At 58.1% G+C, this 25,944-nt stretch carries 24 protein-coding genes; 12 read left to right on the top strand and 12 right to left on the bottom strand.

The window, feature by feature from the left end:
- The first annotated feature begins 97 nt into the window (after positions 1–97).
- Positions 98–1,750: a DNA mismatch repair endonuclease MutL gene (gene mutL, locus IQ241_RS17130; RefSeq protein WP_193909461.1), complete on the top strand. Its 1,653-nt coding sequence runs from the start codon at positions 98–100 to the stop codon at positions 1,748–1,750.
- A 40-nt stretch (positions 1,751–1,790) separates the two neighbouring features.
- Here mutL and IQ241_RS17125 read toward each other — a convergent pair whose 3' ends face one another.
- Positions 1,791–2,372, bottom strand: a complete 582-nt coding sequence (locus IQ241_RS17125) for a DUF4351 domain-containing protein (RefSeq protein WP_193909458.1) — start codon at positions 2,370–2,372, stop codon at positions 1,791–1,793.
- A 208-nt stretch (positions 2,373–2,580) separates the two neighbouring features.
- Between IQ241_RS17125 and IQ241_RS17120 the strand changes: the two genes are divergently transcribed.
- Entirely contained in the window at positions 2,581–4,227 is a 1,647-nt protein-coding gene (locus IQ241_RS17120; RefSeq protein ID WP_193909455.1) for an acetolactate synthase large subunit, read from the top strand.
- Positions 4,228–4,238: 11 nt separating this feature from the next.
- Entirely contained in the window at positions 4,239–4,709 is a 471-nt protein-coding gene (locus IQ241_RS17115) for a GNAT family N-acetyltransferase (RefSeq protein ID WP_193909453.1), read from the top strand.
- A gap of 37 nt (positions 4,710–4,746) precedes the next feature.
- Here IQ241_RS17115 and IQ241_RS17110 read toward each other — a convergent pair whose 3' ends face one another.
- From IQ241_RS17110 to IQ241_RS17100, 3 genes are read right to left on the bottom strand one after another with little or no spacing between them, the layout of a single operon-like run.
- Positions 4,747–5,241 carry a DUF3368 domain-containing protein gene (locus tag IQ241_RS17110; protein ID WP_193909451.1) on the bottom strand — a complete coding sequence of 165 codons (495 nt, stop codon included), beginning with the start codon at positions 5,239–5,241 and terminating at the stop codon, positions 4,747–4,749.
- Positions 5,235–5,483, bottom strand: a complete 249-nt coding sequence (locus IQ241_RS17105; RefSeq protein ID WP_193909449.1) for a UPF0175 family protein — start codon at positions 5,481–5,483, stop codon at positions 5,235–5,237. Before IQ241_RS17105 ends, IQ241_RS17110 begins: the two co-directional genes overlap by 7 nt.
- Before the next feature lie 51 nt (positions 5,484–5,534).
- A complete protein-coding gene (locus IQ241_RS17100) occupies positions 5,535–6,947 on the bottom strand; it encodes a sensor histidine kinase (protein WP_193909446.1) in 1,413 nt (470 codons plus the stop codon).
- Positions 6,948–7,063: 116 nt separating this feature from the next.
- Here IQ241_RS17100 and IQ241_RS26630 point away from each other — a divergent pair, with 116 nt between their 5' ends.
- Positions 7,064–7,318 carry a hypothetical protein gene (locus IQ241_RS26630; RefSeq protein ID WP_390622469.1) on the top strand — a complete coding sequence of 85 codons (255 nt, stop codon included), beginning with the start codon at positions 7,064–7,066 and terminating at the stop codon, positions 7,316–7,318.
- A 227-nt stretch (positions 7,319–7,545) separates the two neighbouring features.
- On the opposite strand, the gene IQ241_RS17095 is transcribed toward IQ241_RS26630, so the two are convergent.
- Positions 7,546–8,583 (bottom strand): fatty acid desaturase, encoded by a 1,038-nt coding sequence (locus IQ241_RS17095; RefSeq protein WP_193909444.1) that lies wholly within the window; start codon positions 8,581–8,583, stop codon positions 7,546–7,548.
- Between the two features lie 322 nt (positions 8,584–8,905).
- Between IQ241_RS17095 and IQ241_RS17090 the strand changes: the two genes are divergently transcribed.
- Entirely contained in the window at positions 8,906–10,831 is a 1,926-nt protein-coding gene (locus IQ241_RS17090; protein WP_193909433.1) for an ABC-F family ATP-binding cassette domain-containing protein, read from the top strand.
- A 356-nt stretch (positions 10,832–11,187) separates the two neighbouring features.
- On the opposite strand, the gene IQ241_RS17085 is transcribed toward IQ241_RS17090, so the two are convergent.
- Positions 11,188–12,135: a hypothetical protein gene (locus IQ241_RS17085; protein ID WP_193909431.1), complete on the bottom strand. Its 948-nt coding sequence runs from the start codon at positions 12,133–12,135 to the stop codon at positions 11,188–11,190.
- A 219-nt stretch (positions 12,136–12,354) separates the two neighbouring features.
- Here IQ241_RS17085 and IQ241_RS17080 point away from each other — a divergent pair, with 219 nt between their 5' ends.
- Together IQ241_RS17080 and IQ241_RS17075 are read left to right on the top strand one after the other, a co-directional pair.
- A complete protein-coding gene (locus IQ241_RS17080; RefSeq protein WP_193909429.1) occupies positions 12,355–13,737 on the top strand; it encodes an MFS transporter in 1,383 nt (460 codons plus the stop codon).
- 118 nt (positions 13,738–13,855) lie between these two features.
- Positions 13,856–14,221, top strand: coding sequence for a DUF6464 family protein (locus IQ241_RS17075; RefSeq protein ID WP_193909427.1), 366 nt, complete (start codon positions 13,856–13,858; stop codon positions 14,219–14,221).
- Positions 14,222–14,253: 32 nt separating this feature from the next.
- Here IQ241_RS17075 and fmt read toward each other — a convergent pair whose 3' ends face one another.
- From fmt to IQ241_RS26025, 5 genes are all read right to left on the bottom strand, one after another.
- Positions 14,254–15,252: a methionyl-tRNA formyltransferase gene (fmt, locus tag IQ241_RS17070; RefSeq protein ID WP_193909425.1), complete on the bottom strand. Its 999-nt coding sequence runs from the start codon at positions 15,250–15,252 to the stop codon at positions 14,254–14,256.
- A gap of 16 nt (positions 15,253–15,268) precedes the next feature.
- Positions 15,269–16,675 (bottom strand): DUF4335 domain-containing protein, encoded by a 1,407-nt coding sequence (locus IQ241_RS17065; RefSeq protein ID WP_193909423.1) that lies wholly within the window; start codon positions 16,673–16,675, stop codon positions 15,269–15,271.
- A complete protein-coding gene (locus IQ241_RS17060; protein ID WP_193909421.1) occupies positions 16,672–17,277 on the bottom strand; it encodes a DUF3038 domain-containing protein in 606 nt (201 codons plus the stop codon). Before IQ241_RS17060 ends, IQ241_RS17065 begins: the two co-directional genes overlap by 4 nt.
- A gap of 86 nt (positions 17,278–17,363) precedes the next feature.
- Positions 17,364–19,556: an IMS domain-containing protein gene (locus IQ241_RS17055; RefSeq protein WP_193909419.1), complete on the bottom strand. Its 2,193-nt coding sequence runs from the start codon at positions 19,554–19,556 to the stop codon at positions 17,364–17,366.
- Between the two features lie 267 nt (positions 19,557–19,823).
- Positions 19,824–19,949 carry a hypothetical protein gene (locus IQ241_RS26025; RefSeq protein WP_265579909.1) on the bottom strand — a complete coding sequence of 42 codons (126 nt, stop codon included), beginning with the start codon at positions 19,947–19,949 and terminating at the stop codon, positions 19,824–19,826.
- 160 nt (positions 19,950–20,109) lie between these two features.
- Here IQ241_RS26025 and pdhA point away from each other — a divergent pair, with 160 nt between their 5' ends.
- From pdhA to IQ241_RS17030, 5 genes are all read left to right on the top strand, one after another.
- Positions 20,110–21,138 carry a pyruvate dehydrogenase (acetyl-transferring) E1 component subunit alpha gene (gene pdhA, locus IQ241_RS17050; protein ID WP_193909417.1) on the top strand — a complete coding sequence of 343 codons (1,029 nt, stop codon included), beginning with the start codon at positions 20,110–20,112 and terminating at the stop codon, positions 21,136–21,138.
- A 37-nt stretch (positions 21,139–21,175) separates the two neighbouring features.
- Positions 21,176–22,159, top strand: a complete 984-nt coding sequence (locus IQ241_RS17045; RefSeq protein ID WP_193909415.1) for an alpha-ketoacid dehydrogenase subunit beta — start codon at positions 21,176–21,178, stop codon at positions 22,157–22,159.
- A gap of 136 nt (positions 22,160–22,295) precedes the next feature.
- Complete coding sequence (gene secD / locus IQ241_RS17040; RefSeq protein WP_193909413.1) at positions 22,296–23,711, top strand: protein translocase subunit SecD; 1,416 nt, start codon at positions 22,296–22,298, stop codon at positions 23,709–23,711.
- Positions 23,708–24,676, top strand: coding sequence for a protein translocase subunit SecF (secF, locus tag IQ241_RS17035; RefSeq protein ID WP_193909411.1), 969 nt, complete (start codon positions 23,708–23,710; stop codon positions 24,674–24,676). The genes secD and secF overlap by 4 nt, the downstream gene beginning before the upstream one ends.
- 6 nt (positions 24,677–24,682) lie before the next feature.
- Entirely contained in the window at positions 24,683–25,078 is a 396-nt protein-coding gene (locus IQ241_RS17030) for a hypothetical protein (RefSeq protein ID WP_193909409.1), read from the top strand.
- Positions 25,079–25,095: 17 nt separating this feature from the next.
- Here the strand turns inward: IQ241_RS17030 and IQ241_RS17025 are convergent, their stop codons facing one another.
- The gene (locus IQ241_RS17025; RefSeq protein WP_193909407.1) at positions 25,096–25,914 is read right to left on the bottom strand and encodes a glucosamine-6-phosphate deaminase; all 819 of its coding nucleotides are present in this window, start codon (positions 25,912–25,914) and stop codon (positions 25,096–25,098) included.
- Between the last annotated feature and the right edge of the window lie 30 nt (positions 25,915–25,944).

Here is a 25,944-nt window from a genome sequence, read left to right as displayed (position 1 = left end):
ACCCAAATCACCCCACCCCATAACTCAATCACTCAATCACTCCCCACTCTTCACTCTTCACCCTCTACCCTCTACCCAAATTCGCTAAGCTGAACCCATGACCCCCATCCATCCCCTGTCCCCAGAGATCGTCTCCCTCATGGCCGCGGGCGAAGTGATCGACTCTCTAGCGGCGGTGGTGCGAGAGCTAGCCGAGAATGCGCTGGATGCCGGAGCCACCCGAATTGCGATTAGCCTGAACCCAGAACGCTGGCAGGTGCGGGTCGCCGACAACGGCAGCGGGATGACTCAGTCCGATTTGGCCCTGGCCGCAACGGCTCACAGCACTAGCAAAATTCGCACCCGCAGCGACCTAACCCAGGTGCAGAGCCTGGGCTTCCGCGGCGAAGCCCTGCACAGCCTGGCCCAGCTGGCCCAGCTGAGTATCTGTAGCCGCAGCCCGGGAGCGGCAGGATGGCAGGTGACCTACAGCGCCGAGGGGAATGCAGAACAGATGACGTCTGTCGCGATCGCGCCCGGCACCATCGTCACCGTCTCCGACCTGTTCGCCCGCTGGCCCGCCCGCCGCCAGACGCCCGCCCTGACTGCCCAGGTGAAAGTGGTGCAGGCAGTTGTCCAGGCGCTGGCCCTCTGCCACCCGCCGGTCACCTGGACAGTGGAACAGCGAGACCGCCCCTGGTTCACCCTATGGCCTGGAACGACGGCCAAGACGGTTCTGCCACAGCTGCTGCGGGCGGTGGATGAGACGGACTTGCAAGAGCTGCACTGGCCTACCGCACCGCCGCAGTCGTATCTTCTCGTTGGCCTGCCCGACCGCTGTCATCGCCATCGGCCCGACTGGGTGCGCACGGCGATTAACGGACGACCGGTGAATTCAGCTGACCTATCGCAGAGCCTAATCCAATGTTTCCGTCAGACGCTGCCGCGCGATCGCTTTCCGGTTTGCTTTCTGCATCTGACGGTGCCACCCGAGCAAATTGACTGGAATCGCCATCCGGCTAAAACCGAGATTTATTTGCAGGCCCTAGAGCAGTGGCGTCAGCAGATTGCCGCTGCCGTCGAACGCGGCCTACGGCAGTCAGACATCGGCTGGCAGCCCAATGCCCAAACCCAGCAGGCTAGTCAGGTCATTAAGGCGGCCGAGCAGACCGGTGTTTACGCTACCCCTCGGTCGGTAGAACCAGAAGAAACAGATCGCCCTGCTTTGCCCCAAAGCTTGACCGCGATCGCGCAGGTCCACGGCAGGTATATTCTGGCCGAGCACGCCAGCGGCCTCTGCTTAATTGAGCAGCATATCGCCCATGAGCGGGTGCTCTACGAGCAGCTCTGCCAGCGCTGGCAGATGGTCGCTGCCGAACCGCCGATTATTCTTAGCCAGCTTCTAGATGCCCAAGTTGAGCAGCTCCAGCGGCTCACCCTCCAGGTCGAACCCTTTGGTGAGCAGCTTTGGGCCGTTCGCAGCATTCCAGCCCAGCTGCGCGATCGCGCAGACTGTGCCGATGCCCTGCTGGAGCTGAGCCTGGGTGCTGACCTAGAGTCGGCCCTAGTCGCTACGGCCTGCCGCACCGCCCTTCGCAATGGGATGCCCCTGACCCAGCCAGAAATGCAGTCTCTGCTCGACCAGTGGCAGCGATCGCGCCGTCCGCGCACCTGTCCCCACGGGCGACCGATTTGCCTCGTGCTGGAAGAATCCAGCCTCGCGCGCTACTTTCGACGCCACTGGGTAATCGGCAAAAGCCACGGCATTTAATCGAGCTAGCTTTAGGCCATATAGAACAGCGTTGTAGTCCTTACAGTTCGCTGTGATTGTCTGCTGCGGGATGTGATCGCGCCTTCAGCCAATCCAATAGCTCATCAACCGCTGTAAAATCAGCTGCCGCTTCATTTAGCTTAGCCAGCGAGCTTGAGGACAAGGCCTGCACCTGAGCCCCCACTGCTTCATCTAGTTGACCAAACTTATCCGCTAGCTGCTGCAAAACTTCAGCCTGCTGCGCCTCTAGCTGGCTTAGCCATTCATTCAAGTCACTCAGCGCAGCAAAGTCAAGCAGCGCTTCGCTCAGGTCTTCCAGCTGGGACGGTGACAGATTGCTGATCTGAGAACGGGTCTCGACCGGCAGCGTACCCAATTTGCGACTGAGCTGACGCAAAATCAGCTCCCTACGCTCCTCCTTGGCCCCCTGCTGACGACCGCGCGCTTCAGCAAAGCGTTCGATGCTCATCACATACTTCATTCGCCGTTCCTCCTGATAGGACAATAGTGCTTGCCAGAACACCTGCTCTAACGCTTCGGGTAGGTTCACCAGCCAGTCGATGAACCGCAGCAGGTCGATAATCGCCTGGCGGTCATAGCCTTTCTGGTACAGCCCTTTCACCAGCCTCAGCTTCCACTGCCCTTGCTCGGCTGGGTCATTCCGGGTCTCCAGGGTCTTAAAGTTTATTTGTACTATGCTAGCTTGACCGTAAGCTCTAAGGTCAAACCAGCCGCTGTGGGCCATTCGCTTTAAATCGCAGGTTAGAATTTAGGCAATATCAAAACTTGACTTATTGCCTGGGGCCAAACATCCCAGAGCGCAAAACGCTATGAACACCGCTGAACTCCTGATTCGCTGCTTGGAAAACGAGGGCGTGGAGTACATATTTGGCCTGCCGGGCGAAGAGAATATGCAAATTTTGCAGGCGCTGAAGCATTCGTCGATTCAGTTCATCACTACCCGCCACGAGCAAGGCGCGGCGTTTATGGCCGATGTGTATGGGCGACTGACGGGGAAGGCTGGGGTCTGCCTATCGACGCTGGGACCGGGGGCGACCAATCTGATGACAGGCGTTGCCGATGCCAACCTGGATCGAGCGCCGCTGGTGGCGATTACGGGCCAGGTCAGCACCGACCAGATGCACATTGAGTCGCATCAGTATTTAGACCTGGTTGCCATGTTTGCGCCGGTGACCAAGTGGAATACGCAGATTGTACGACCCAGCAATACGCCGGAAATTGTGCGTAAGGCGTTCAAGCTGGCCCAGACGGAGAAGCCCGGCGCGGTACATATTGACCTGCCAGAGAATATTGCCGATATGCCAGCGGAGGGCGTGCCGCTGCGCCGGGACGATAAGCAGCAGACCTTTGCCTCGTTCAAGAGCATTCAACAGGCGGCGGTAGCCCTGTCTCAGGCCAGCCGACCGCTAATTTTGGTCGGCAACGGCGCAATTCGCAACGACGCCAGCGAGGCGATTACCCATTTTGCCCATCAGCTCCAGATTCCGGTGACCAATACCTTCATGGGTAAAGGGGTGATTGACTATGCCGACCCGCTGTCGCTGTGGACCTTTGGCCTGTCGCAGCGAGACTATATCTCCTGCGCGATTGACCAGAGCGACCTGGTGATTGCCATCGGCTACGACCTGATTGAATATTCGCCCAAGCGCTGGAACCCAGACGGCAAAATCCCGATTCTGCATATTGGACTGACGCCAGCCGAAATCGACAGCAGCTATATCCCCGCCGTCGAAGTCGTCGGCAATATTTCCGATTCGCTAAATGAAATTCTGCGTCGGGTCAGTCGGCCCACCTACGAGCACAATCAGTTTGCCTCGCTGCGAGACCAAATCCGAGCCGACTATGAGCAATATACAGACGACTACAGCTTTCCGATTAAGCCCCAAAAGCTGCTATACGATCTGCGGCAGGCCCTTGACCCCAACGACATTATGCTGTCGGATGTGGGCGCTCATAAAATGTGGATCGCCCGTCACTACCACTGCTCGCGGCCCAATACCTGCCTGATTTCCAATGGATTTGCTTCGATGGGGATTGCCATACCGGGCGCGATCGCGGCCAAACTCGTCAACCCGGGCCAATCGGTTGTCGCGGTGACGGGGGACGGCGGCTTCATGATGAACTGCCAGGAGCTGGAAACTGCCCGCCGCATCGGTACGGCCTTTGTCACCATTATTTTTAACGACGGCGGCTACGGCCTGATTGAATGGAAGCAGCAAAGCCACTACGGCGAGTCGGCCTTCATTAAATTCAACAATCCCGACTTTGTTAAATTTGCCGAGAGTATGGGGCTCAAAGGCTATCGGATTGAAACGGCAGAAGACTTCGTGCCCATCCTCAAAGAGGCGCTGGCTCAGTCCGTCCCGACCGTGATCGACTGCCCGGTTGACTATCGCGAAAATTTGTTATTCACTCAGCGCACCAGCGAGCTGAGCTGCCCGCTTCCCGACGCATAGACCGCCTATTGATGGACAGCGCTAACTTTGTTCCAGCCCATTTTGCAGTTCCGGCCCAGCTTGAAACTAATCGGTTTCGGCTACGAATGCTGTCGATCGCCGATGTTGAGAAAGACTATGAGGCCGTGATCGAAAGTGCTGAACGGCTGAGAACAGAATTTCCCCAGTGGGACGGCTGGCCCAGAGAGGGATTTACGATAGAAGAGAATTTGAGGGATCTCCAAAAGCATCAGCGAGAATTCGAGCAGCGAGAGGCGTTTGCCTACACCGTCGTCAGCCTAGACGAAAGCCGAGTGCTCGGCTGCTTGTATCTCTATCCCAGTCCAGAAGAAACGATCGATGCCGAGGTGCTGATGTGGGTAAGGGAACAAGACTATCATCAGGGCCTATCCCTAATCCTCTACTCCACCGTCAGGGATTGGATCTCAGAAGCATGGCCCTTTCAACAGGTCACCTACCCCAACTGGCCAGAGTTGACATAAACCTATCAACTGCTTTGAAACGGAGTCTCGATGGCCATCAAATTTCACCAGCATCTTTGAGGATTCGCTGATAGAGAACAGGACTGACCCAAAAGCCAGCTTGCTCTATAAGCTCGTCCAGGATCGGACGTAGAGCAGATATCATACCAAGGGCTTTGGCATTCGCTAAAATACCTAATATTCCTCGAATCTTAAGCCCGTACTCAATCGCAGTTTGTCTGCCGAGACGCTCATCGATAAGTAGGCGATGAGCTTTGATCTCAATAGCTAAGCTAATTGCAGCCGCCTCTCCCGGATCAAGGCGATTACTGAGAATCTTCAGCATTGCCTGATTTTTAACGGGTAGGACTTTCAACCATCCGCACTGAACCAATGCTGATAGTTCTCCCTGAATAGTAGGAAATTTCGCTAATTCTTTGTAAACAGCAGAAGGAACAATCAGCTTTGGATAGATCTGTCGGAGTAAAGGTAGTTTCCCAATAACGCCCAAATTGCTGAGAGGTGAAGTGTTACTGACAACGAGCTTTACCATCCTTCCGCTTGAATACTTTGCAAATCTGCCTCATAATCTTCTAAGTCGTAATGAACAGGGATATTTCGGCTCGCCAGCAGTTTTTGAAACGCAATTTGGTTCATGTTGCACAAAAGACTAGCTCGTCCCAGAGTGATTCGCTCTTGCTCAAAAAGCGCGATCGCAATTTCTCTTAAAAGTTCAGTTTCCGTAATTTGAGTTGACTGAATCAGTTCATCAGGTAGTTCGATGGTGATTTTCATTGCATATATACTTTATTCTGCTTGAGTATTTAGATTCTAACTTCGTTAACGCTAGCTCGACATAGGTAGCGATACCGTAAAGCAGGTCCGGCCCGGCTCTGAAGATACCATCAGGCTGCCCCCATGACGGTTTTCTACCGTTCGCCGCACCAGGTCGAGCCCTAAGCCCGAGCCTTTGCCCATCGGCTTAGTCGTGAAGAACGGCTCTAGAATTCGATTTTTGACTTCTGGGGGAATGCCCGGGCCGTTATCTTCAATTTCTACCAGCAGGCGATCGCGCTTTTCACAGGTGCGAATGGTGATGGTAGGCGGGGCATCGTCAGGCGGGCCTTCGTTCAGCGCGTCGATGGCGTTGTCGATTAAATTGGTCCAAACCTGGTTCAGCTCACTGCCGTAGGCCATCATCGTCGGCAGATCTGGCCCATATTGTCGCTTCACTTCAATGCCCTGCTTGAGTTTGAAGGCAAATAAGCGCAGGGTATCCTCGATGCCGTCGTGAATCTGGACTTCCTGGAGGACGGCCCGATCCATATAGGAGTAGGACTTCATCGACTGCACTAGGTTAGAAATGCGCTCAGCCCCGTGCAGGCCGCTTTTGAGCATCGACATCACGTCAAAGGAAAGCGCCAGCCAGCGCAGCCCCATATCCCGCAGCTCGGTTGGGTCGTCTCGCCAAGGTGCCATTAGGCGATCCAAGGTGGCTAGTTCGGTTTCACCGGCGGCTAGGGGTTCGGCCAGCTTCCAGGCGTCTGCTACGCCATAGTCTTCTAGCCAGTCGGTGAGCGCATCTTCGCGATCGCCTTGGGCCAGCGGGTTATTTTTGGGATTGGCGATTGCCGCGAAACCGCGATCGCGCTCGTCCAGCCATTGCTGAGTATGCGCCTCGTTGACCTGCTGCTGGCCATAGACTAAGTTCATTCGCTGTAGCTCAAGCACGGCGGGCTGAATATCTTTGAGCACGCGCACCAGCGCAGCGGCAGGATTGTTCAGCTCATGAGCCAGGCCCGCAGAGAGGGTACCCAGAGCGGCCATCTTTTCACGGGTGCGGATGAAGGATTCCAGCCCCCGCAGCCGCTGGCTCACGGTCCGAAAAATATCCTTTTCAAATTCCCGACAGCTGTGAACCAGGTCGAGAAAGTCTGGGCAGCTGAGGCGATAGAGGTCGGTATGGATGTCGGCCACCAGCGTGACCGGAACGACATCTTCGGTCAGGACCTGAACCTCGCCAAAAAAGGAAGGGCTTTCGTGCCGCCCGACGGGCATATCGACGCCGTTGCTGCGTCGATTGACGGTAATCTGACCGCTAATTTGAATAAAGAAACCCTGGGAGGGATCGCCTTCCCGCACCAGAATTTCGCCTGGACTGAGCTGGATATGTTCGGCGCGATCGCAGATCCAGTCCAGCCGCTCGACCGGCAGGGTCTGAAACGGCTTCATCTGGGACAGCGATTCTGCACAAAGCATGGCTAAGCCCTCGGAATAAGCGAATTGGCCAAATTCAGTAATTGGATCGACTAACTCATCAATCAGATCGACTAATATCGTTATCTCGAATCAGCTGCCCTAGTTAGCGCGTTCCTATTTTGGTTAGTCTAAACCTTCCTCCAGATTTAGAAACTGAGCTGTCCATCGAGGCATCAAATCTCAGATTGTCTTTGCCTGAATACATTCTACGGATTCTTTCATTCCGCCCTTACGCACCTAATCTTCCTAAAACCGGCTCTGAGCTAGTTGCTTACTGGGAAAGTATGGGCATTATCGGCTCGCGCCCTGATATCGCTGATAGTCAAATTCACGCTAGGCAGCTGCGTCACCAAGCTGAGATTCGCGAATAGATAAAATAAAGCATGTATTTGCTTAATTGCCGTGGGACGAAATATTACGCTTTGCACATTCAATATTAGGCACTATCAGGTGGTTCCGAATCTGAAAATTGAGCAGCCTTACAGCCGCTAGTCCCATAGCGCTGTCTACGTAGCAGCATCAGGGGATTAGCTTTCGATAAAGCTAATCCCCTGATGCCTCGAATACCATAAAAATGGTGCTTAGCCACTCAGATGGTTTACCGAACCTCGTCAAAGGTTTGGTACAGTCTCTCTTCGTGGTAGAGATGGCAGCGGGTAACAATCTCTTTCATCAGCGCCCAGGAGAACTGGCGTTCTTGTAGATAGCCGCCCCAGTTATCTTTCAGGCTCTGATGGGCCAGGCGAAGATTGTAGGACGGCACAGCGACAGAGATGTGATGGGGGATATGGACGTTGATATCGTGGCAGAGAATTTCAACCCAGCGGGGATAGGTGCAGTGGACGGTGCCCGCCAGCTGCGCTTCGCCTTCGCTCCAGCTGTCTGCCGGGCGAAAGGGAATGTCTGGATCGGTGTGGTGAACGAGGGTGAAGGTGCTCATCCAGAAATGGTAAAACAGCCAGGGCATTAGCCAGAACTTTACCAAACCCCAGAGCCCGGCGGTAGCAATCAGGGTCGGGAAGAAAACCGCCGCGAATAGCGCTACGACGGCGATAGAGAACTTTGCCTTAGGCCGATTGCGGTCCGAAAAGTTGCGCAGGTCAAAATGGAGCAAAATCCAGTGGCCGATCGAGGCCGTCCACCAGAAGCCGCCTCGGGCCGCCTGGTAGAGCCGCTGCAAGATGGGGTTCATTGCGGCGTAGTCTTCGGCATACCAGGGATGCCAGGCATTGTCTACGTCCATCTTATTGGTGTGGAGGTGATGATGGTCGTGCAGCAGTCGCCAGCAGTGGAAGGGATAGATCAGCGGCAGAAAAGCCAGATGGCCGACTAAATCATTCACCCAGCGGCGGCGGGCAAAGGAGCGATGGCCGCAGTCATGGCCGATCACAAACCAGCCGGTGAGGGCCGTGCCGGTCCAAAGCCAGGCGAACGGCAGACAGAACCAGGGGAGAAACGCGATCGCGCCATACCCCACCGCCGCTGCTGCGACGCTGACCAGTACCGATTGCCAGGCGCGCCAGCGATTTTTTTGAAAGCAGTCCTTAGGTAGAGATTTGACAATGGCTTTGAGCTGGAGCTGAGAAGGGGCGATTTCAGTAGACGCGATCGCCAATGGATTAAACGTTGCAGTCAAGAATCAAAACTCCTTAAATATCGGGGATACAGGCTATACCCATACCCAAACGCCCGTCGCTGGAGCACAGCCAAAACGCCGAGCAAAACATCGTTGCGATTGAGGGTTTGCCACCTCAGCTTTTTTTGCTGAAAGCGCTTTATAAACCTTTACATTTATACCATTCCCCCGTCCCCCCTCCGCCTATCGCTCGGCTGACGGTCTTCCCCCGATCTCAGCCTGGCCCCTGATCTCAGCCTGGCCCCTGATCTCAGCCTGGCCCCTGATCTCAGCCTGGAAAGATAGGATAAAGAGCGAAGCTATTAGCCAGCAGTCCAGGCGCATGAGCATTGTCACTCTCCAATCCATTCACAAAGACTTTGGCATCAAGGAAGTGCTGCGCGAAGCCAGCTTCAGCATTGAGCCGGACGATAAGGTCGGTCTGATTGGCGTCAACGGCTCGGGTAAATCGACCCTGCTGAAGATGATTGCCGGGCTAGAGCCGATCGACGGCGGCCAGCGGCTGGTCAAAGCGGGAGCGCGGATCGTCTACCTGCCGCAGCAGCCCGAGATGGAAGACGACCACACCGTCCTCGACCAGGTGTTTGCCGACAGCGGTGAGCAAATGCAGCTGGTGCGGCAGTACGAGGCCCTTTCCCGGCAGATGGCCCAGCCCGGGGCCGACCTGGACCGGCTGATGACGCGGCTGGCCACCGTCAGTGAAAAAATGGAAGCGGCGGGGGCCTGGGAGGTCGAAACCAATGCCAAAATTATTCTGACCAAGCTGGGAATTGAGGACTTTGAGGCGCGGGTCGGCGACCTGTCGGGCGGCTATCGCAAGCGGATTGCCCTGGCTGCGGCTCTGCTGGCCGAGCCCGAACTGCTGCTGATGGATGAGCCGACCAACCACCTCGACGCCGAGTCGGTCGAGTGGCTGCAAGACTATCTCAAAGGCTTTCGCGGGGCGCTGCTGCTGATTACCCACGATCGCTATTTTCTAGACCGGGTGACCAACCGCATTTTTGAAATTGACCGGGCCGATTTCTACACCTACGCCGGAAACTATGCCTACTATTTGGAGAAAAAGGCGCTGCAGGAAGCCTCGGCGGAAAAAAGCCAGCGCAAGCACGCCGGAATTCTGCGGCGCGAGCTGGAATGGCTAAAGCAGGGACCCAAGGCTCGCAGTACCAAGCAAAATGCCCGCATTGACCGGATTCGCGAGATGCAGAATACCACTTTCAAGCAAAGTCAGGGCAAGGTTGCGATCGACACCCCGGGGCGGCGGATTGGCAAAAAGGTGATCGAGCTGGAGGGGGTGTCTAAAAGCTATGGCGATCGCACCCTGATCCAGGACTTCAGCTATGAATTTAGCCCCGAAGACCGGATTGGCATCATCGGTGGCAACGGCGCGGGTAAATCCACCCTGCTGGATATCATCACCGGGCGCTTGGAGCCCGATCAGGGCCGGGTTGAGATCGGCTCGACCATCCACATTGGCTACTTCGACCAGCATTCCGAGGACCTACTGTCGGCACTGGACGAAAATCAGCGGGTGATCGACTACATTCAGGCGGTGGGAAGCTATGTCAAAACCGCCGACGGCAGTCAGATTAGCGCCTCTCAAATGCTGGAGCGCTTTCTCTTTCCCGGCAGCCAGCAGTATGCGCCGATTCACAAGCTTTCCGGTGGTGAAAAGCGGCGGCTGTTTTTACTCAACGTGCTGATGGGCGCGCCTAACGTGCTGATCCTGGACGAGCCGACCAACGACCTAGACGTGCAGACGCTGGCCATTTTGGAAGACTATCTGGAAGAATTTAACGGCTGTGTGATTGCGGTGTCCCACGATCGCTATTTTCTCGACCGCACGGTCAACTTTATCTTTGCGCTAGAGCCGGGCGGCAGGCTGCGGCAGTATCCCGGTAACTATTCAATTTATCTGGACTACAAACGGGCTGAAGCGCAGGCCCAGCAGGTGCAGATCCGCCAGGAGAAAGCTCAGACGCCGGTAAAACCAACGGGACCAACAGCAAAATCACCCAGCGATCGCCCCCGCCGTCTCTCGAATAAAGAAAAGCGCGAGTTTGACCAGCTCGAAGTCAAAATTCCCCAGATGGAGGCGGAAAAAGCCCAGGTCGAGCAGCAGCTCTACCCCGAACCGCCGGACGACTTTGCCGAACTCCAGCAGCTTTCCGAGCGACTCGCCGCCCTCAGTACTGAAATTGACAGCGCCACCGAACGCTGGATGGAGCTGTCCGAGCTGGCTTCATAGATACTTAAAAAAACGTTCTGTCCGCCGATAGACGCTCGAAGTCTGGCGCTAGGTGATTATTGCCGTAGAGGCTCGCGGCTATGGGGCTGCTACAATCGCCCTAGCGGTTTGCAGCAGCCCACATTCCCGTAGTCGCTGGGCTCACCCTCTATCTCAACCATCGCCTGCTGCCCGCCTCGCTGCGGCCTAAGGGAATTTCCTTTTGGGGAACGGTCTTAGCCGCAGGCTTTTTTGCCGTTTTTGCGATTATCTATCTGCTTCAGCTCGCTGGGGTCGTGGGCAGCGGTTCGTAGTCTGTCTAAGCGAAACGGTTAAATCCAGACCAGGTCACCGCCTTAGCCCACGCCGCGCAAAGTCTATGCGGTACGCCGTCGGGTCAGACCCAGAGCCCCTACCAGCAGCGAGGCGCTGATCAGCGACATCGAGATCGGCTCGGGGACATCTGCCGTGCCGTCGTCAGACACCAGCTTCAGTGTGCCAGCCGCGACCGGTGCGGTAATGCGGAACCTTTCTGTTTCAGAAAGGGGTATGCCTAGAGGTGCACCGCTGCCCGCTTCGGTCACGGCAGCGTCGATTGGATCGGAAATACTCGCAGGTAGCGTCAGGCCGTGGAGCACGACCTCCCGCAGATTTAGGGGAGAAAGATTATTGAACTGACGAGCCTGGTCGGGGTCGGTCAGGTCAAAGTCGTAGGTGGTATCGAGGTTGAATTCGCTGCCGGTGGGGAAAAGGTCGGCGGGGCTAATTTCGCCTGCGCCGACTAGTCCTAGAAACTGAGACAGCGGCGGCGTTCCTGACGGTACCGGACCAACGGTATTGCCAGATGCGGTCGTCACTTTTGACAGCTGCTTAGAGGTCAGGTTGAGCACAACTGGCCCGTAGGCCGGTCGGCCTTCAATGAAGTTGAGATAGCCGTCTCCATCCGCATCGTCGTTTTCTAGGGTAGGCACGACTGAGCTGACTGGCGTTCCGCCCGTTCCTTCGAAAAAGGGACCGTTCCCCTGGTCGAATAGGGGTCGGGAGGCATTGCCCGCGAACTGGCCGTGGATGTGGGCGACATGGACACCGCCAAAGCTAGAGACATCTTCCAGACCCGTTGCCTGAATCTGAACGCGGATCGACCGCAGGTTCTCACCGGGCTCGTCAACGGTGACGGTAGCGGCTCCCTTAGCGGTTGAGCCAAAGTCCCCGTTGAGCGTATCGAGGTCGGCGCTATAGACCATGGAGGCCGCCATCGCCGTAGCTGGACACAGGGTGATGCCCGCGATTGCGGCTGTCCCCAGCAGAGTTTTTTGAACGTTCATGCGTTTAAGTCTTCTTTGTAAAGAGCGAGGAAACCCTAAGTGAATTCCCTGTAAGGAATACGCAAAAGGCCGCGTCCAGGATTGCCAAAAAGTCTTTTGGGGCGGTTAAATTCATGCCGACTTGATAAAAGCAGCAAAAATGGATGCAAGCTTCACGGGTACTTCACATCGGGAGCCGTTAGCCTAAGGTCTGACCCATTTGCTCCAAGTGATGACTGTATGTTTTTTCTCAACCGGCTCAGCCAGATTGCGCCACCGCCGTTGAAGCATTTTTTTCAGCCCGGCTATCCCTTTAAGCCAGATCGCCTGCCATTTTTTTACGGTTGGGTGATTTTAGCTGCCAGTACCTTTGGCATCCTCGCCAGCATTCCTGGCCAAACCATTGGGGTCAGCGTCTTCACCGACCATCTGCTAACGGTCACCGGGCTGACTCGGCTAGAGCTGAGCAATGCCTATCTGGTTGGGACGATTACCAGCGGCTGCCTGCTGCCGCTGGGCGGGGCGCTGCTCGACCGGCTCGGGGCGCGGCTGATGATTGTGATGGCGGCGGTGTGGCTGGGGCTGACGCTGGCCTACCTAAGCGTTAGCGATCGCATTGCCCAAGCGCTCAGCGCCCTGCTGTCTCTGGAAAGCTCCTCCCTGATTGCCCTGGCACTGCTAGTACTGGGTTTTGTCAGCCTGCGCTTCAGCGGCCAGGGGATGCTGACGATGACCAGCCGCACCACGCTGGGCAAATGGTTTGACCGCAGGCGGGGGTTTGCGGCAGGGCTGGAAGGAATTTTCGTTTCCTTTGGGTTTGCGATCGCACCCCTGGTCTTCAGCCGGTGGATTGGGGTGCTGGGCTGGCGCTGGACCTGGCTGAGCCTGGCGGGCGTCATTGGCTTTGGGGTAAGCCTGGTGGGCTGGCTGCTGTTTCGTGATAATCCAGAAGAGTGCGGGCTGCGGATGGATGGGGAGGAGCCAGAACCTGTATTAGAATCCAGTTCGACCATCAGTGGGGCAGCGGCCAGGCCGTTCATCCAGGGCGTGACCCGGCGTGAGGCGCTGCGCACCCTGGCCTTTTGGGCGATCACGCTGGCGCTGGCGACTCAGGCCCTGACGATTACTGGCATCACCTTTCATATTGTTGATATTGGTGCTGATGCCGGGCTCGTTGAAGCGCGGACTGTCGCTATCTTTGTGCCAATCGCAGTGGTTTCGACAGCGGTAGGCTATGGGATCGGCGTCGCCTCTGACCGCTTTCAGCTGAAGCCGCTGTTTGGGGTGATGATGGTTTTTGAGGCGGTTGGGGTGGCGGCGATGGCCCACTTGCAGGTTCCCAGCCTGCGCTGGCTGGCAGTCTTGGGCCTGGGTGTGAGCGGTGGCTGCTTTGCTACCCTGACGTCAGTGGCGCTGCCGCGATACTTTGGCCGAGCGCATCTGGGCGCGATCGCGGGTGTCCAAATGATGAGCTTAGTTATCGCCAGCGCTCTGGGGCCGACGATTCTGGCCTGGTTTAAGCAGGTTTTTGGAGCCTATACGCTGGGACTGTATGCCTGTAGCCTGCTGCCGGTGGTGGCGTTGGGGCTAGTGGTGGGAATGGGGAGGCCGGTGGGAGAGTGATCGGGTGATAGGTAGGGGCAGGGTTGCCCTGACCGGGGTGATGGGCGGGAAAGTTGCTTAGAATTAGTTAGGGATAAAGTAGTCTGTATCACTTAGCGAGTTTTTCTAGCGATTTTTTATGGAGTCCGATTCTCTTCCGACGGAGCTTATTCTCAACGGCTCGCGTCAGCCGTTGGGTCAGGTATATCTTGACCACAAGCCTCAGCCCGGGGCCTACCTCGACTACGAGGGGCAGACCTATGCGGTGCTGGAGCGTCGCCACCGCTATCAGCTCAAGGCCAATAAGTATCGCCTGCACAAGGTGGCGCTCTACGTGCAAACGGCGCAGATCCCGGCGGAACGCAGCTTTGTTGAGGGTCGCTGGGTGGTGGGCGATGCTGCCTGCGTTTACAATGCCCGCTCGGAGATTTTACGCTGTGCGGTGAAGCCGGAGGGGCCTTGTGAGGGGTGTCGGTTTTATGAAGGGAAGAGTAAAGAGGGGTGAGGGAAGGGGCAAGGGTTTCCCTGTCCTCGCAGCTAGCCCAGGGTTTCGCCGAGGGTGAGGTGGTGGCCGTTGACGAAGTCCCAGCCGGACTGAGCTTTTTTGCCGGTGGGTTGGACCTGCCGCAGGAGCAGCGGGCCTTGGCCGGTGGAGATGACTGGGCCGAAGCCTTTGAGCAGGGCAGCAATGGTGCCGGGGGGGGTGGGTTCTAGTTCGGCTAGGGCTGAGTAGGCGGCGGCTAGGCCGTCGAGTTCGGGGGGCAGCTGGGATGCGGCGGCGAATTCGAGCGGGAAGGATTCGCTGATTTTGAGCGGCCCATCGCGAAACTGGGTGATGCAGTTGGGATAGAAGCCGCGAATTTGGTTGTGGAGCGCGATCGCGCCGCGTCGCCAGTCCAGCTCATAGTCTGCTTTTTGAATCAGCGGCGCGTAGGAGGCTTCAGCCTCTGGCTGGGGCACACCCCGCAGTTTTTGCTGGTAGAGCTTGATCAGGGTGTCGGCCAGTAAATCAGCGCTGAGGGCAGCGAGCCGGTCGGCGACCTGCCAGGCATTGTCGAGCAGCCCTAAGGGCAGCGCTGACCGCAGCAGCATGGGACCCGTATCCATACCCGCATCCATCTGCATCGTCGTCACGCCGGTTTCGGTCTCGCCGTGGAACAGGCTCCACTGAATCGGCGCAGCCCCGCGATACTTGGGCAGGAGAGAGCCGTGGGCGTTGATACAGCCAAACTTGGGCATCGCCAAAATTTCAGGCGACAGAATCTGGCCGTAGGCGACGACGACAAAGGCATCGGCCTGGAGAATTTGGAGTGCTTGTAAAGTGTCAGGATCTTTTTTAATCCGCTGGGGCTGCCAGATTGGGCAGCCTGCGTCCATGGCTGCCGCTTTCACGGCTGAAGGTGTCACCCGGCCGCCTCGACCGCGGCGCCTGTCAGGCTGGGTGACGACACCAGCTATTTCAAAGTCAGTCTGTAGCAGCAGCCGGTGTAGGCTGGGTACGGCAAAAGCCGGCGTACCAAAGAATACCAGTTTCATAAGCAGCTGCGCTGGACTACGGCCAACCCCGCCAAGGGCTGACCTCAACCACCCCGCGCTCCGTAAACACTAGGCGAAAGTCGAGCTGGGGCTGATCGGTCGGGGCCGCCGCTACCAGATCGGGCAGCGGCGTTTTAGCCGCTGCCGTCCGAGCCGCGTTACCCTCGGGCTCATAGCCCACCACGGTGCCATCGGCGGCAAGCCTGACTCGATAGGTCAGGTCTTCACCCGGCAGCGGCTGCGATCGCTGCTCGACAATCTGCTGCCGCAGCTGCTCATTCAGCGTCATGATTTGCCCCGAATCTTCAATTTCGCTGGCAATGGGCTGGCTCAGGTCTGCATTCGTTGGCGCTGCGGTGGATACCGCTGCCGAGGTGACTGGCGCTGCTGACTCAGCCTGACTGTCGTCCCAAGCGGCAACATCAACGGTTCCCTCAGGGGTAAAGGTAACGCGATACTGGGCGACCGGTTCGGGTTCGACCTCGGCTTCACCCAGCGGAACGTAGGTCAGCTGGGGCAGCGGCGTCTGATCGACATGGCGCAGCGCCGCGTTGTTGTCATAGCGGTAGCCCACGATGTCGCCATTGGCCGTAACGGCAACCCGATAGACCAGCGGCTGGTCAAATTCAGCTTCGACGTCAAAGACCGCTTCTAGCTGGGCAGCGAGCTCAGCTTGCAAATCTGAGACAACGGTCGGATCGGTAATTTCAGGGGGTTCCGTTAGGCGGGCAATGTCCTCAGCTGTGGTCGCTGGTGGCGGCGGTTCAAGCTCAGGCTCGGCTTCGGCCTCCGTTTCGGGCACCGTTGTCGAGTCTAGGCGACGCTCTTCGGCAGGTCGGGGAGCTTCGGGCAGCGGTAGCAAAGCAAAGACCGCAGCCGCGACGGCCAGGCTGCCAATGCCTAGAGTGGCCGGCAGCGTTCGCTGGGCTAGCGGCTCGGTCGGCTTCGTATAGCGCCGGGCCAGCGGTACAATTTCGGGATTCAGCTGGGGTAGGGTCTGCCGATCGTCGCAGAACTGATCGATCGCTTCTACCAGATCAAATAGCTGGACGGTAGACAGCTGAATGACCATAGAATGATGCGCGTCAGCCCGTTGCAAAGCGTTCGCGTCGGCCCCTTCGGGCTGGACCAGGAGGCGATGATAGGGTCCCTCTCCCGGCTGTAGCCGCACGGGGGCGTTCTGGTCCCTTGCCTGGCTGTGGGAATAGCCACTGAGCACTTCTTGGGCGTACTGACTCACCGCTCGCACCAGCGATTCAAAAAACTGCTGTCCGCCGCTCAGCGGTTTCTCAAGGCCGACGATATGGCATTCTGCATTCACCAGCACCGTCATCAGCGGCTGCGCGGTTTCAGTGGCCTCAGTGCTCAACCCTTCTAAAATCAAACTACAGTTCGGTAGCTGATACTGACGTCGAATCGTCATGCCACCTCTCCGTCAAATAGGCTGCTCCAGAGCCGCTGAGCACCCGAGGTGCCGGTACAAAACAGCAGCTGCATGAGCAGATTGAGCGCCAGCTGATTGAGTTTTTCATCGCTGCTGTAGGCCATGACAGAGGCGCGTTTAGCATTCATACGGGCGCGAAAGTGGGCGCGAAAGCGGCTGAGATAGTCCGCTAGTCGCAGGTGATGCTCGACCGATAGCTGCTGATCGCTGAGCTGCTGGTAGCCTAGCAGCAGCTGTCGGATGATCACCGTCAGTCGCCGGGAAAGGTAGCTGGCAATCAGCACCAGCGCTTTGGCCTGATCTAGGCTCAGCGGCCGCCGCTGGTTAAACCGCCGTAGCGGATTGCTGCCGCGCAGCCGCCAGAGCCCAACCCGGCCGCCAATCACGCTTTGTAACTCCAGCTCTCGAGCGGCGGCCAGCATCGCCTCCGAACCACTCAGGTCGAGCGCTTCGATCGCGAGTAAAATTAGATCAATCTGAGTTTTAGCCCGCCGAGGACATTCATCGCGGGCTAGTTTAGGGGCGCTAAGCTGGTCAAGCAGCAGCGGCGCGGAGGGATCGGGTGGACGCTTTACGGTCATTCTCTAGCGGCGATTCGGCAGACTTTCATCAAAACACATTTGTGAATGGATTGGCGCAGTATGCCAAAATCAGGTCGCTAATGCGGCTAGTTAACCTGGGAGAACTGCTGTACCAGCCACCGATCGTCCTGGCGCGTGAGCTGGTATTCCATGGTCAGGGTATCGCTGTAGGAGGCATCCTGGTCAGGCTCGCCATACTGGAAGAAGCGGGCGGCCTCGTTCACCTGTGCCTGTACCGTTAGGCGGCCAGCGCTAGGGTCTTCCGGCGCTACCGAGAGGATCTCCAGGCTGTGCGTATATTCTCCGTACCAGTCCTGCTGCTCAGCGGTCCGGGCCTGTTCCAACCAGCGATCGCGGGCTGGTTCAGCCAGGGCGGCCTCCAGCTGGCTCGTATCGTGGTCCGGGCCAAGGGCCGCCGCCTTAGCCGACAGCCAGCGCTCAATCGTTTGCTCGGCAATGCTGCGGACATCGTCTGCGGCTGCCACCTCGAGCTCGGCGGGGTCAAGCACAGACTCGCCGAGCTCGATAGACAGCGGTTCACCCTGCAATCGCGGCCCTGAGAAGGCTCCCCCCAGCCAGCTCAGCACCTGGGCAAATAGGAAGCCAAGAATACCAATTCCCAACAGCCCTAACAGAACGACTAGGGTCAATCGACCCCAGTGGGGTGAGCGGCGGCTCCGTCGCGTTGAGGGGGTCGTGGTCAGGCTGGATGTCGGGCTGACGGAGGTCTGGGCTGTGCCATTGGTTCCCAGCGGCTGTAGCTGCCCATCTGGAGACATCTGGGCAATCCGCTCGGCCATATCACGGGCCGACTCGCCATAGGCCCGTTCGTCCGTGGCGGTAGCCGCAGCATTGCTGGAATGGGTCGCTGTCGCAGACGAGCGCGATAACCCCAGCGGGAAAGCGGCGGCTCCCCCTGCACTGGCTGCAGTGCTCGCTGAGGCAGCTGCCAGGTTTGGGTCGGACCAGCTCTGCCGCCCGGACCACACTGCCGCAGTCTCTTCCTGCAGCGGCATATTTTCCAAATAGCTCTGGACTGAACGATCGGCAAAATAGTCCTTCAGCGTTGCCGTGACCTGGTCTAAGTCACGAAAGAAGGGAAAAACTTCTTGCTGGAGCCAGCGTTCAGCATATAGGCAGAGCCCCGGCAGCAGGTCGGGCGCACCCTGAGAATGCCGCCGAATAAAGGCCAGCGGCTCATATTCTTGACTCAGGTCTAAGGCTCGGCTGGCGGCTTCGGTCTGGCCTAGTAGCACCGCACAGACGGCCTGCTCTAAATGCACGTCCTGCCGCTCGCTCAGATGCTGCAGCATCTGCTTGGCTCGGCGGACCAAGGCCGGCTGATGGTTGGCAAAGCCCCGGGCAATCAGGGCGTAGACCGCCAGGTAGGTGCCGACCGCCGAGGGCCGCTGCGCTTCGGCTTCAAATAGCTCCTGCTGTTCTGTCGTGGTCAGATAGCCGCGCAGCTGCTGAATAAAGCGCAAAAAATCGTCAACGTCTAGCCCCGAGAGATCGTCTTCCACCCCGTCTACGCCGCGCCGATCTTGCAGCATCGCCTTGAGCAGCGCGATGCCCTGCCGCCGCTCTAGCTTTTTTTCGAGCGGCAGGGCAACCAGCTCGAGGGCGCGATAGGGACGCAGCTTGTAGAGGTCGGCCTGAATTTCGGCCCGCAGCTGGGGAAAGAGATTTTCCTGCATCAGCAGATCGCGGCCAGCCTCCAGAGACTCGGCGGCATTTTCATACTGGTGCTGCTGCCACTGCTCGCGACCCAGCTCCAGATACGCGATCGCGACCGTCAGCACTAGGTCAGATAGCTCGCCGTTAGGGTCTCCCAAGGGCTGATGGGCAGCGGCGAGGCCGGCTTTAGCGCTGGACTGATGGCTGCTAATGAGGGGCCGCCCCTGCCGAATGACGAGCTCATACTCCCCTAGCTCCAGCAGGATCAGCAGCGCCCCCGGCAGCAGCTGCGGCTCAATTTTGATCGTGGGGGCATAGACATCGGCGGCCTTGCCACTGTCAGACTGGAGCAGCCCCACCGATTCAGAGGGCTGCCGCTGTGACCCGGCCAAAAAGTATTTGTCGTACTCAACTCGCTGTTCCGGATTGGACAGAACTGCGTAGGCTTCGTCAATCAGCTGTTTACGGGCTGCTATCGCTTCGTCGGAATATTCGCGACGAGGCAGCTGCAGGATGCGATCGCGGTGCGACTGCTTCAGCTGCTCAGCCGTTGCCTGGATTGGCAATCCCAGAATTCGGTAGTAGTCTAGCGGAATTCGCACAGTCACATCCCTAGCAATTGGGCTAGCTTTCAAGTCCCCTGACTGGGCCAATTTTGGCCAGTCGGCATGGTTAGTCGGTATGGGTTGCCCATATTATCAAGTCAGTCAGCCCAAAAGTGTTCAAATCAGCTCAATCAGCGCTCAGTTCACTAAAAGCTTTTCAGAACAGTCGGCTGGGGTAACAATGGGGGCGGTTACGGCAGAAATGGGATGTGAGGCTCCTAAACCCGCACAGTTGGCCTGGTCTCTATCTGGTCTTTATCTAGTTTACGGCAAAACCCAGATTCGTTCTGCGTCTAGCCTGCCGAAGGGCCATTGGGGCGGCGGCACTGGGTCAGCGGCACTGGGGAAAACCGCTTCGAGCCCTACGGCACCACCCGTTTGAAAACGCACTTTAAAACAGATTAAACGGGTCAAGCCACTTTCAGGTAAATTTTTCTTTATATTTCGCGATATTATTCAGCTTAGTTGTTCCGCTGATTAGGATTTGGGGTCAAGCCCGGTTCGAAAGCGAGGAGAACGTCAGGCATTGCTGCAAGGATAGGCCAGGTCAATGGTTCAGGAAAGGACGCTGCCGACATTTCAGTCGCCCCCGGCTCAGATTTCAGCTGAGGAGGGCCTAATGATCTACGAAGACATGATATTGGGCCGCTATTTCGAAGATAAATGTGCGGAAATGTACTACCGCGGCAAAATGTTTGGCTTTGTGCACCTCTACAACGGGCAGGAAGCGGTTTCTTCCGGCGTGATTAAGGCGCTGCGCGACGATGACTATGTGGGCAGCACCTACCGCGACCACGTCCATGCCCTCAGCGCCGGGGTGCCCGCCCGCAGCGTCATGGCCGAGCTGTTTGGCAAAGAAACGGGCTGTAGTAAGGGCCGCGGCGGCTCAATGCATATGTTTTCGGCCGAGCACAATCTGCTGGGGGGCTATGCCTTCATCGGCGAGGGCATTCCGGTGGCTTTAGGCGCCGCCTTCCAGAGCCGCTACCGGCGCGAGACGATGGGAGACGATGCCGCTGACCAGGTGACCGCGTCTTTCTTTGGCGACGGTACGACCAATAATGGCCAGTTTTTTGAATGTCTAAACATGGCGGCGCTGTGGAAGCTACCGATGCTGTTCGTGGTGGAAAATAATAAGTGGGCGATTGGCATGGCCCACGAGCGGGCTACCTCCCAGCCGGAGATCTATCGCAAGGCCAGCGTCTTTGGCCTGCCGGGGATCGAGGTCGATGGCATGGATGTGCTGGCGGTGCGGGCCGTGGCCCAGGAGGCGATCGCGCGGGCCCGGGCGGGCGAAGGCCCCACCCTGATCGAATGCCTCACCTATCGCTTCCGAGGTCATTCGCTGGCCGACCCAGACGAGCTGCGATCGGCTGACGAAAAAGCCAAATGGCAGTCCCGCGATCCGATTCAGCGATTTGAAGCCTACCTGATAGAGCAGAATCTGGCCGATGACGAAGTGCTGAAGGCAATCCGTCAGAAGATCGAAGGCGTGGTGGAAGACGCCCTCAGCTTTGCCCAGGACAGCCCTGAGCCCGACCCCAGCGAGCTGTATCGCTATATTTTTGCCGAAGACTAGTTTTCTCTCCGTTCTGAACATCTAACCCACTGAAACCATGGCAGAAACTTTTTTGTTTAACGCGCTGCGCCAGGCGATTGACGAAGAGATGGGGCGCGATCAGACCGTCATGGTGCTGGGGGAAGATGTCGGCGTCTACGGCGGCTCTTACAAAGTGACGAAGGACCTCCATGGCAAATACGGCGAGCTGCGGGTGCTCGATACGCCGATTGCCGAGAATAGCTTTACCGGCATGGCGATCGGGGCGGCGATGACCGGGCTACGACCGATTGTGGAAGGCATGAATATGGGCTTTTTGCTACTAGCCTTCAACCAGATTTCAAACAATGCTGGCATGCTGCGCTATACCTCCGGCGGCAATTTTAAGATTCCGCTGGTGATCCGCGGCCCGGGTGGGGTGGGGCGGCAGCTGGGGGCCGAGCATTCCCAGCGGCTGGAGGCCTACTTTCAGGCGGTCCCCGGGCTAAAGATTGTGGCCTGCTCAACGCCATATAACGCCAAAGGGCTGCTCAAGTCAGCGATTCGTGATGACAACCCGGTGCTATTTTTTGAGCATGTGCTGCTGTATAACCTGAAGGAAGATTTGCCGAACGAAGAATATCTGGTACCGCTCGACCGGGCCGAGGTGGTACGACCGGGCCAGGACGTGACGATCATCACCTACTCCCGCATGCGTCACCACGTCATGGCGGCGGTCAAGCCGCTGGAGCGGAAGGGCTTTGACCCCGAGGTGATCGACCTGATTGCGCTCAAGCCGATTGACTACGATACGTTGGGTCAGTCGATTCGTAAGACGCATCGGGTGATTATCGTCGAAGAATGTATGAAAACCGGCGGTATCGCGGCGGAAATTATCGCTTCGATCAACGATCGCTTCTTTGACGAACTCGATGCGCCGGTGCTGCGGCTGTCTTCCCAAGACATCCCTACTCCCTATAACGGACGGCTGGAAAGCCTGACGATCGTCCAGCCTCAGCAGATTGAGGAAGCCGTCGAAAAGATGATGCAGCTTCAGGTTTAGCGCTCTGACCGCCTAGCTCAAGCGTCCCTACGGAGCAAATGGGTGAGCCAGACCGCTAATATAGGTCTGGTAATGTTCGGCGATGGGCTTTGACGCCTATTCGCGTAACCGTCCGTCTAATTTCCTTTGGGCCGCTATGGGTAAACAACGTCTGATATTGGCTGCCGTACTCGCGCTGACGATCGCTGCGGTGGTCGTGATCGTCCAGATTCCCACCCAGCTGGGGCTAGACCTGCGCGGCGGCTCGCAGCTGACGCTCCAGGTGCAGACCAGCGAGCAGGTACCGCAAATCAGCGATCGCGACCTGGCTGCCGTGCAGCGGGTAATCGAAAACCGGGTCAACGGCCTGGGCGTTTCCGAGTCGGTGGTGCAGAGCGTCGGTCAGGACCAGCTGCTGGTGCAGCTGCCCGGCATCAGCGACCCGGAGCAGGCCGAGCGGCTGCTGGGCGGCACTGCCCAGCTGGAGTTTCGCTCCCAGCGGCCCGGTACCGAAGTTGCCCTAGCCGAAATCAAGCGACGGCTACAGGCCCTGCAGGCGCAGCAAACGCTGCTGGAAGGCAGCGACGATCAGGCCGCGATCGCGGCCAACCAAGCGGAAATCGCCAGCACTCGCAGCGCCCTGGCGGAGCTGTTTGAGCCCTCCCAGCTGACCGGCGACGACCTGCGAGACGCGATCGCCCAGCCGGTCGGGGCCGCTAGTAATCAATGGATGGTGGTGATTGAGTTCAATGACGAAGGCGCCGACCTGTTCGCCGACCTCACCCGCAATATCGCCGGCACCGGACGCAGTCTCGGCATTTTTCTCGACAATGTCTTACTCAGCGATCCCGGCGTGGATGTCGAGTACGCCGAGACCGGGATTGTTGGCGGCGGCGCTCAGATTAGCGGCAACTTCACCGCCGAGACGGCGCGCGATTTGGAAATTCAGCTGCGAGGGGGAGCGCTACCCCTGCCGGTAGAAGTGGTTGAAAATCGGACCGTTGGCGCCACCCTGGGCCGTGACAGCGTCCAGCGCAGCCTTTACGCAGCGGCCTTTGGGCTGGTGCTGGTGCTCGTGTTTATGACGGTCTACTACCGGCTGCCAGGGGTTTTAGCCGACCTGGCGCTGCTGGTCTATGCCTTGCTGACCTGGGCCGCCTATAATCTGCTGGGCGTCACCCTGACTCTGCCGGGAATCGCGGGTTTTATTCTCAGTATTGGCATGGCCGTCGATGCGAACGTGCTGATTTTTGAGCGCACCCGCGAGGAGCTGCGGGCTGGGAAAACTCTCTATCGCGCCGTCGAGTCCGGCTTCTATCGGGCCTTTTCGAGCATTCTCGACAGCAACGTGACGACGCTGATTGCCTGTGCCGCGCTTTTCTGGCTGGGGGCTGGGCTAGTTCGGGGCTTTGCCCTGACCCTGGCCATCGGCGTCATAGTCAGCATGTTTACCGCCGTCACCTGTAGCCGGGCACTGCTGTTTTTCACCATCGGTATGCCCCAGTTCCGCCGCCCTGCTCTGTTTTGCCCAGGTCTCTCAACCGTTAATCCACAGCCCACATCGCAGTCATGAAACTTAAGGTTATTCAGCAACGGGGGCTCTGGTGGGTCATCTCTGGCATTCTGATCCTGATTGGGATTGGATCGATGGTGCTGTCCTGGCAGCAGTTCCAGGCCCCAATTCGGCCCGGCCTTGACTTTGTCGGCGGCACTCGCCTGCAGGTGTCGCTGGACTGTAGCGTTCCCGACAACTGTGACGGCCCGATTGATTTAACCGAAGTCCGTCAGGTCTTGGAATCTCAGAATTTGGGCAGTAGCAGCCTCCAGCTGCTAGGCGACGACCGGCAAACGCTGTCTGTGCGGGCAGGCGACCTCGACGTCGGTCAGCGCAGCCAGCTTCAGCAGGCGCTTGAAGCCCAGCTAGGCCAGTTTGATCCGGCCGCTATCCAGATCGATACCGTTGGGCCGGTGCTGGGTCAGCAGCTGTTTACTTCCGGACTGCTGGCGCTGATCGTCGCCTTTGCTGGAATTACGGTCTATCTCAGCGTTCGCTTTCAGCTCGACTATGCCCTCCTGGCCCTAGTGGCGCTGCTGCACGACCTGCTGGTGACGCTGGGCATTTTCTCGATTCTGGGGCTGACGGTGGGCTTTGAGGCCAACAGCCTGTTCATCGTGGCGCTGCTGACGATCGTTGGATTTTCGGTCAACGACACCGTCGTCATCTACGATCGCATTCGCGAAAACCTGAGCCGCACGCCCGATCGGGAAATGAATGACGTAGTGGATGACGCCGTCAACCAGACCCTGGCTCGCTCTATCAATACCACGCTGACAACCACCCTGACCCTGGCCTCGATTGTGCTGTTTGGCGGCGAATCGCTGAAGTTTTTTGCGCTGGCGCTGATTGTGGGCTTTATCGCTGGGGCATATTCCAGTATCTTCATTGCCAGTACGCTGCTGGCCTGGTGGCGATCGCGCGCCGATCGGCCTGGCAGCCCAGCCGCTTCCGATCCTCCTGACTCCTCAGAACCGGTCTGACCTGCCGTGACCGAACCGCCCTCCAATTTAGACGATTTTGAAACCGAGCAGGCGCTGGAAGCGCTCCGCCAGCAGACGATGCGATACTGGTGGGGGTTGAACCTGGGCCTCTGGCTAACGGTGGGCCTCTGGAGCCTCTGGAGCCTGCGGGCAGAATATGCCATCTGGGCGCAGTATTTCACCTGGACGGCGGTGCGTTTTGCGCTGGTCTACCATCGCCTAGCTAGCCTCGGGCTCGGGCTCTGTGCCGGGCTGACCCTGGCCCTGCTGATGAGCGAGAGCCGCCATATTCTCTGGGGTCTGACCCCGGGCGAGCGGACGCGGCTGCTTCAGCAGCTCAGTAGAGTTCAGCAGCAGGGGGCTTCCCATCCCTGGTGGCGGGTGACCCGAAAAAAATCCTAGTTTGGCCCTGCTGACAATTAATTCCCCGGGCGTAATTTGGGGGGCGTAATTTGGGCCGCCGCCGCCGCGTCTAGCAGCAGGATGGCCTGGGGCTGCTGGCGCAGTACTGAGGCCGGGCAGCGGGCAGAGATCGGGGCTTGCAGCAGCGTCTGGACGACCTTCGCCTTGTGTGACCCCGAGGCCAGACAGAGAATCCGCCGGGCGCTGCAGATGGCGGGCAGCGTGAGGGTAAAGGCATATTTCGGCACGTCGGCTAGGCTAGTAAAATGACCTGTTCTGAGCTGCTGCTGGCGGTTGCGGCTGTCGAGCCGCACTAGCTTTACCCAGGCGGCCTCGTCAAAGCGGGCGACGCCGGGGTCGTTAAAGGCCAGATGGCCGTTTTCACCCACGCCTAGACAGCAGAGGTCTATAGGGCGCGATCGCAGCAGCGCCTCATAGCGCTGACATTCCTGAATCGGCTCCAGCGCATCTCCAGCTAGGTAGTGAAAGGTTTGCGGCTGCACCCGGTCGGCCAGCCGCTGGCGCAGATAGCGGCGAAAGCTGGCGGCATGGTCAGCGTCCAGGCCCAGATACTCATCCAGGTGAAAGCAGACGACCCGGGACCAGTCGAGGGCCGAAGGCTGGGTGAGCTGGTCTAAGAATTCCAGCTGCGATCGCCCGGTCGCCCAAACCGCTGTGGCCAAGGTCTGCTTTTCCAGACAGGCGGCCATCTGCTCAGCTGCCAGCCGGGCTGCCGCTGCCGCCAGCGCCGTCGCCGTGGGGTAGACCTGAACGGTCAGCGCCCCAACCTGAAAGCGAGGATGGGTCTGGAGAAGCTCTGCGTCAGTCGAATTCATCGGGATCAGTTCAGATGCCTATCGTACTAT

The sequence above is a fragment of the Vasconcelosia minhoensis LEGE 07310 genome, from assembly GCF_015207255.1.
GTDB classification, from domain to species: domain Bacteria; phylum Cyanobacteriota; class Cyanobacteriia; order Phormidesmidales; family Phormidesmidaceae; genus Vasconcelosia; species Vasconcelosia minhoensis.
This window is presented reverse-complemented; position numbering and strand designations above follow the sequence as displayed.

Excerpts from the sequence above, each read along its gene's own strand:
- pdhA (WP_193909417.1), top strand. The coding sequence starts at position 20,110 with ATGGTTCAGGAAAGGACGCTGCCGACATTTCAGTCGCCCCCGGCTCAG.
- IQ241_RS17110 (WP_193909451.1), bottom strand. The coding sequence starts at position 5,241 with ATGGTAAAGCTCGTTGTCAGTAACACTTCACCTCTCAGCAATTTGGGC.
- IQ241_RS17080 (WP_193909429.1), top strand. The coding sequence starts at position 12,355 with ATGTTTTTTCTCAACCGGCTCAGCCAGATTGCGCCACCGCCGTTGAAG.
- IQ241_RS17120 (WP_193909455.1), top strand. The coding sequence starts at position 2,581 with ATGAACACCGCTGAACTCCTGATTCGCTGCTTGGAAAACGAGGGCGTG.
- IQ241_RS17065 (WP_193909423.1), bottom strand. The coding sequence starts at position 16,675 with ATGACGATTCGACGTCAGTATCAGCTACCGAACTGTAGTTTGATTTTA.
- IQ241_RS17075 (WP_193909427.1), top strand. The coding sequence starts at position 13,856 with ATGGAGTCCGATTCTCTTCCGACGGAGCTTATTCTCAACGGCTCGCGT.
- IQ241_RS17100 (WP_193909446.1), bottom strand. The coding sequence starts at position 6,947 with ATGCTTTGTGCAGAATCGCTGTCCCAGATGAAGCCGTTTCAGACCCTG.
- IQ241_RS17105 (WP_193909449.1), bottom strand. The coding sequence starts at position 5,483 with ATGAAAATCACCATCGAACTACCTGATGAACTGATTCAGTCAACTCAA.
- IQ241_RS17045 (WP_193909415.1), top strand. The coding sequence starts at position 21,176 with ATGGCAGAAACTTTTTTGTTTAACGCGCTGCGCCAGGCGATTGACGAA.
- mutL (WP_193909461.1), top strand. The coding sequence starts at position 98 with ATGACCCCCATCCATCCCCTGTCCCCAGAGATCGTCTCCCTCATGGCC.
- secD (WP_193909413.1), top strand. The coding sequence starts at position 22,296 with ATGGGTAAACAACGTCTGATATTGGCTGCCGTACTCGCGCTGACGATC.
- IQ241_RS17060 (WP_193909421.1), bottom strand. The coding sequence starts at position 17,277 with ATGACCGTAAAGCGTCCACCCGATCCCTCCGCGCCGCTGCTGCTTGAC.
- IQ241_RS17090 (WP_193909433.1), top strand. The coding sequence starts at position 8,906 with ATGAGCATTGTCACTCTCCAATCCATTCACAAAGACTTTGGCATCAAG.
- IQ241_RS17115 (WP_193909453.1), top strand. The coding sequence starts at position 4,239 with ATGGACAGCGCTAACTTTGTTCCAGCCCATTTTGCAGTTCCGGCCCAG.
- secF (WP_193909411.1), top strand. The coding sequence starts at position 23,708 with ATGAAACTTAAGGTTATTCAGCAACGGGGGCTCTGGTGGGTCATCTCT.
- fmt (WP_193909425.1), bottom strand. The coding sequence starts at position 15,252 with ATGAAACTGGTATTCTTTGGTACGCCGGCTTTTGCCGTACCCAGCCTA.
- IQ241_RS17025 (WP_193909407.1), bottom strand. The coding sequence starts at position 25,914 with ATGAATTCGACTGACGCAGAGCTTCTCCAGACCCATCCTCGCTTTCAG.
- IQ241_RS17085 (WP_193909431.1), bottom strand. The coding sequence starts at position 12,135 with ATGAACGTTCAAAAAACTCTGCTGGGGACAGCCGCAATCGCGGGCATC.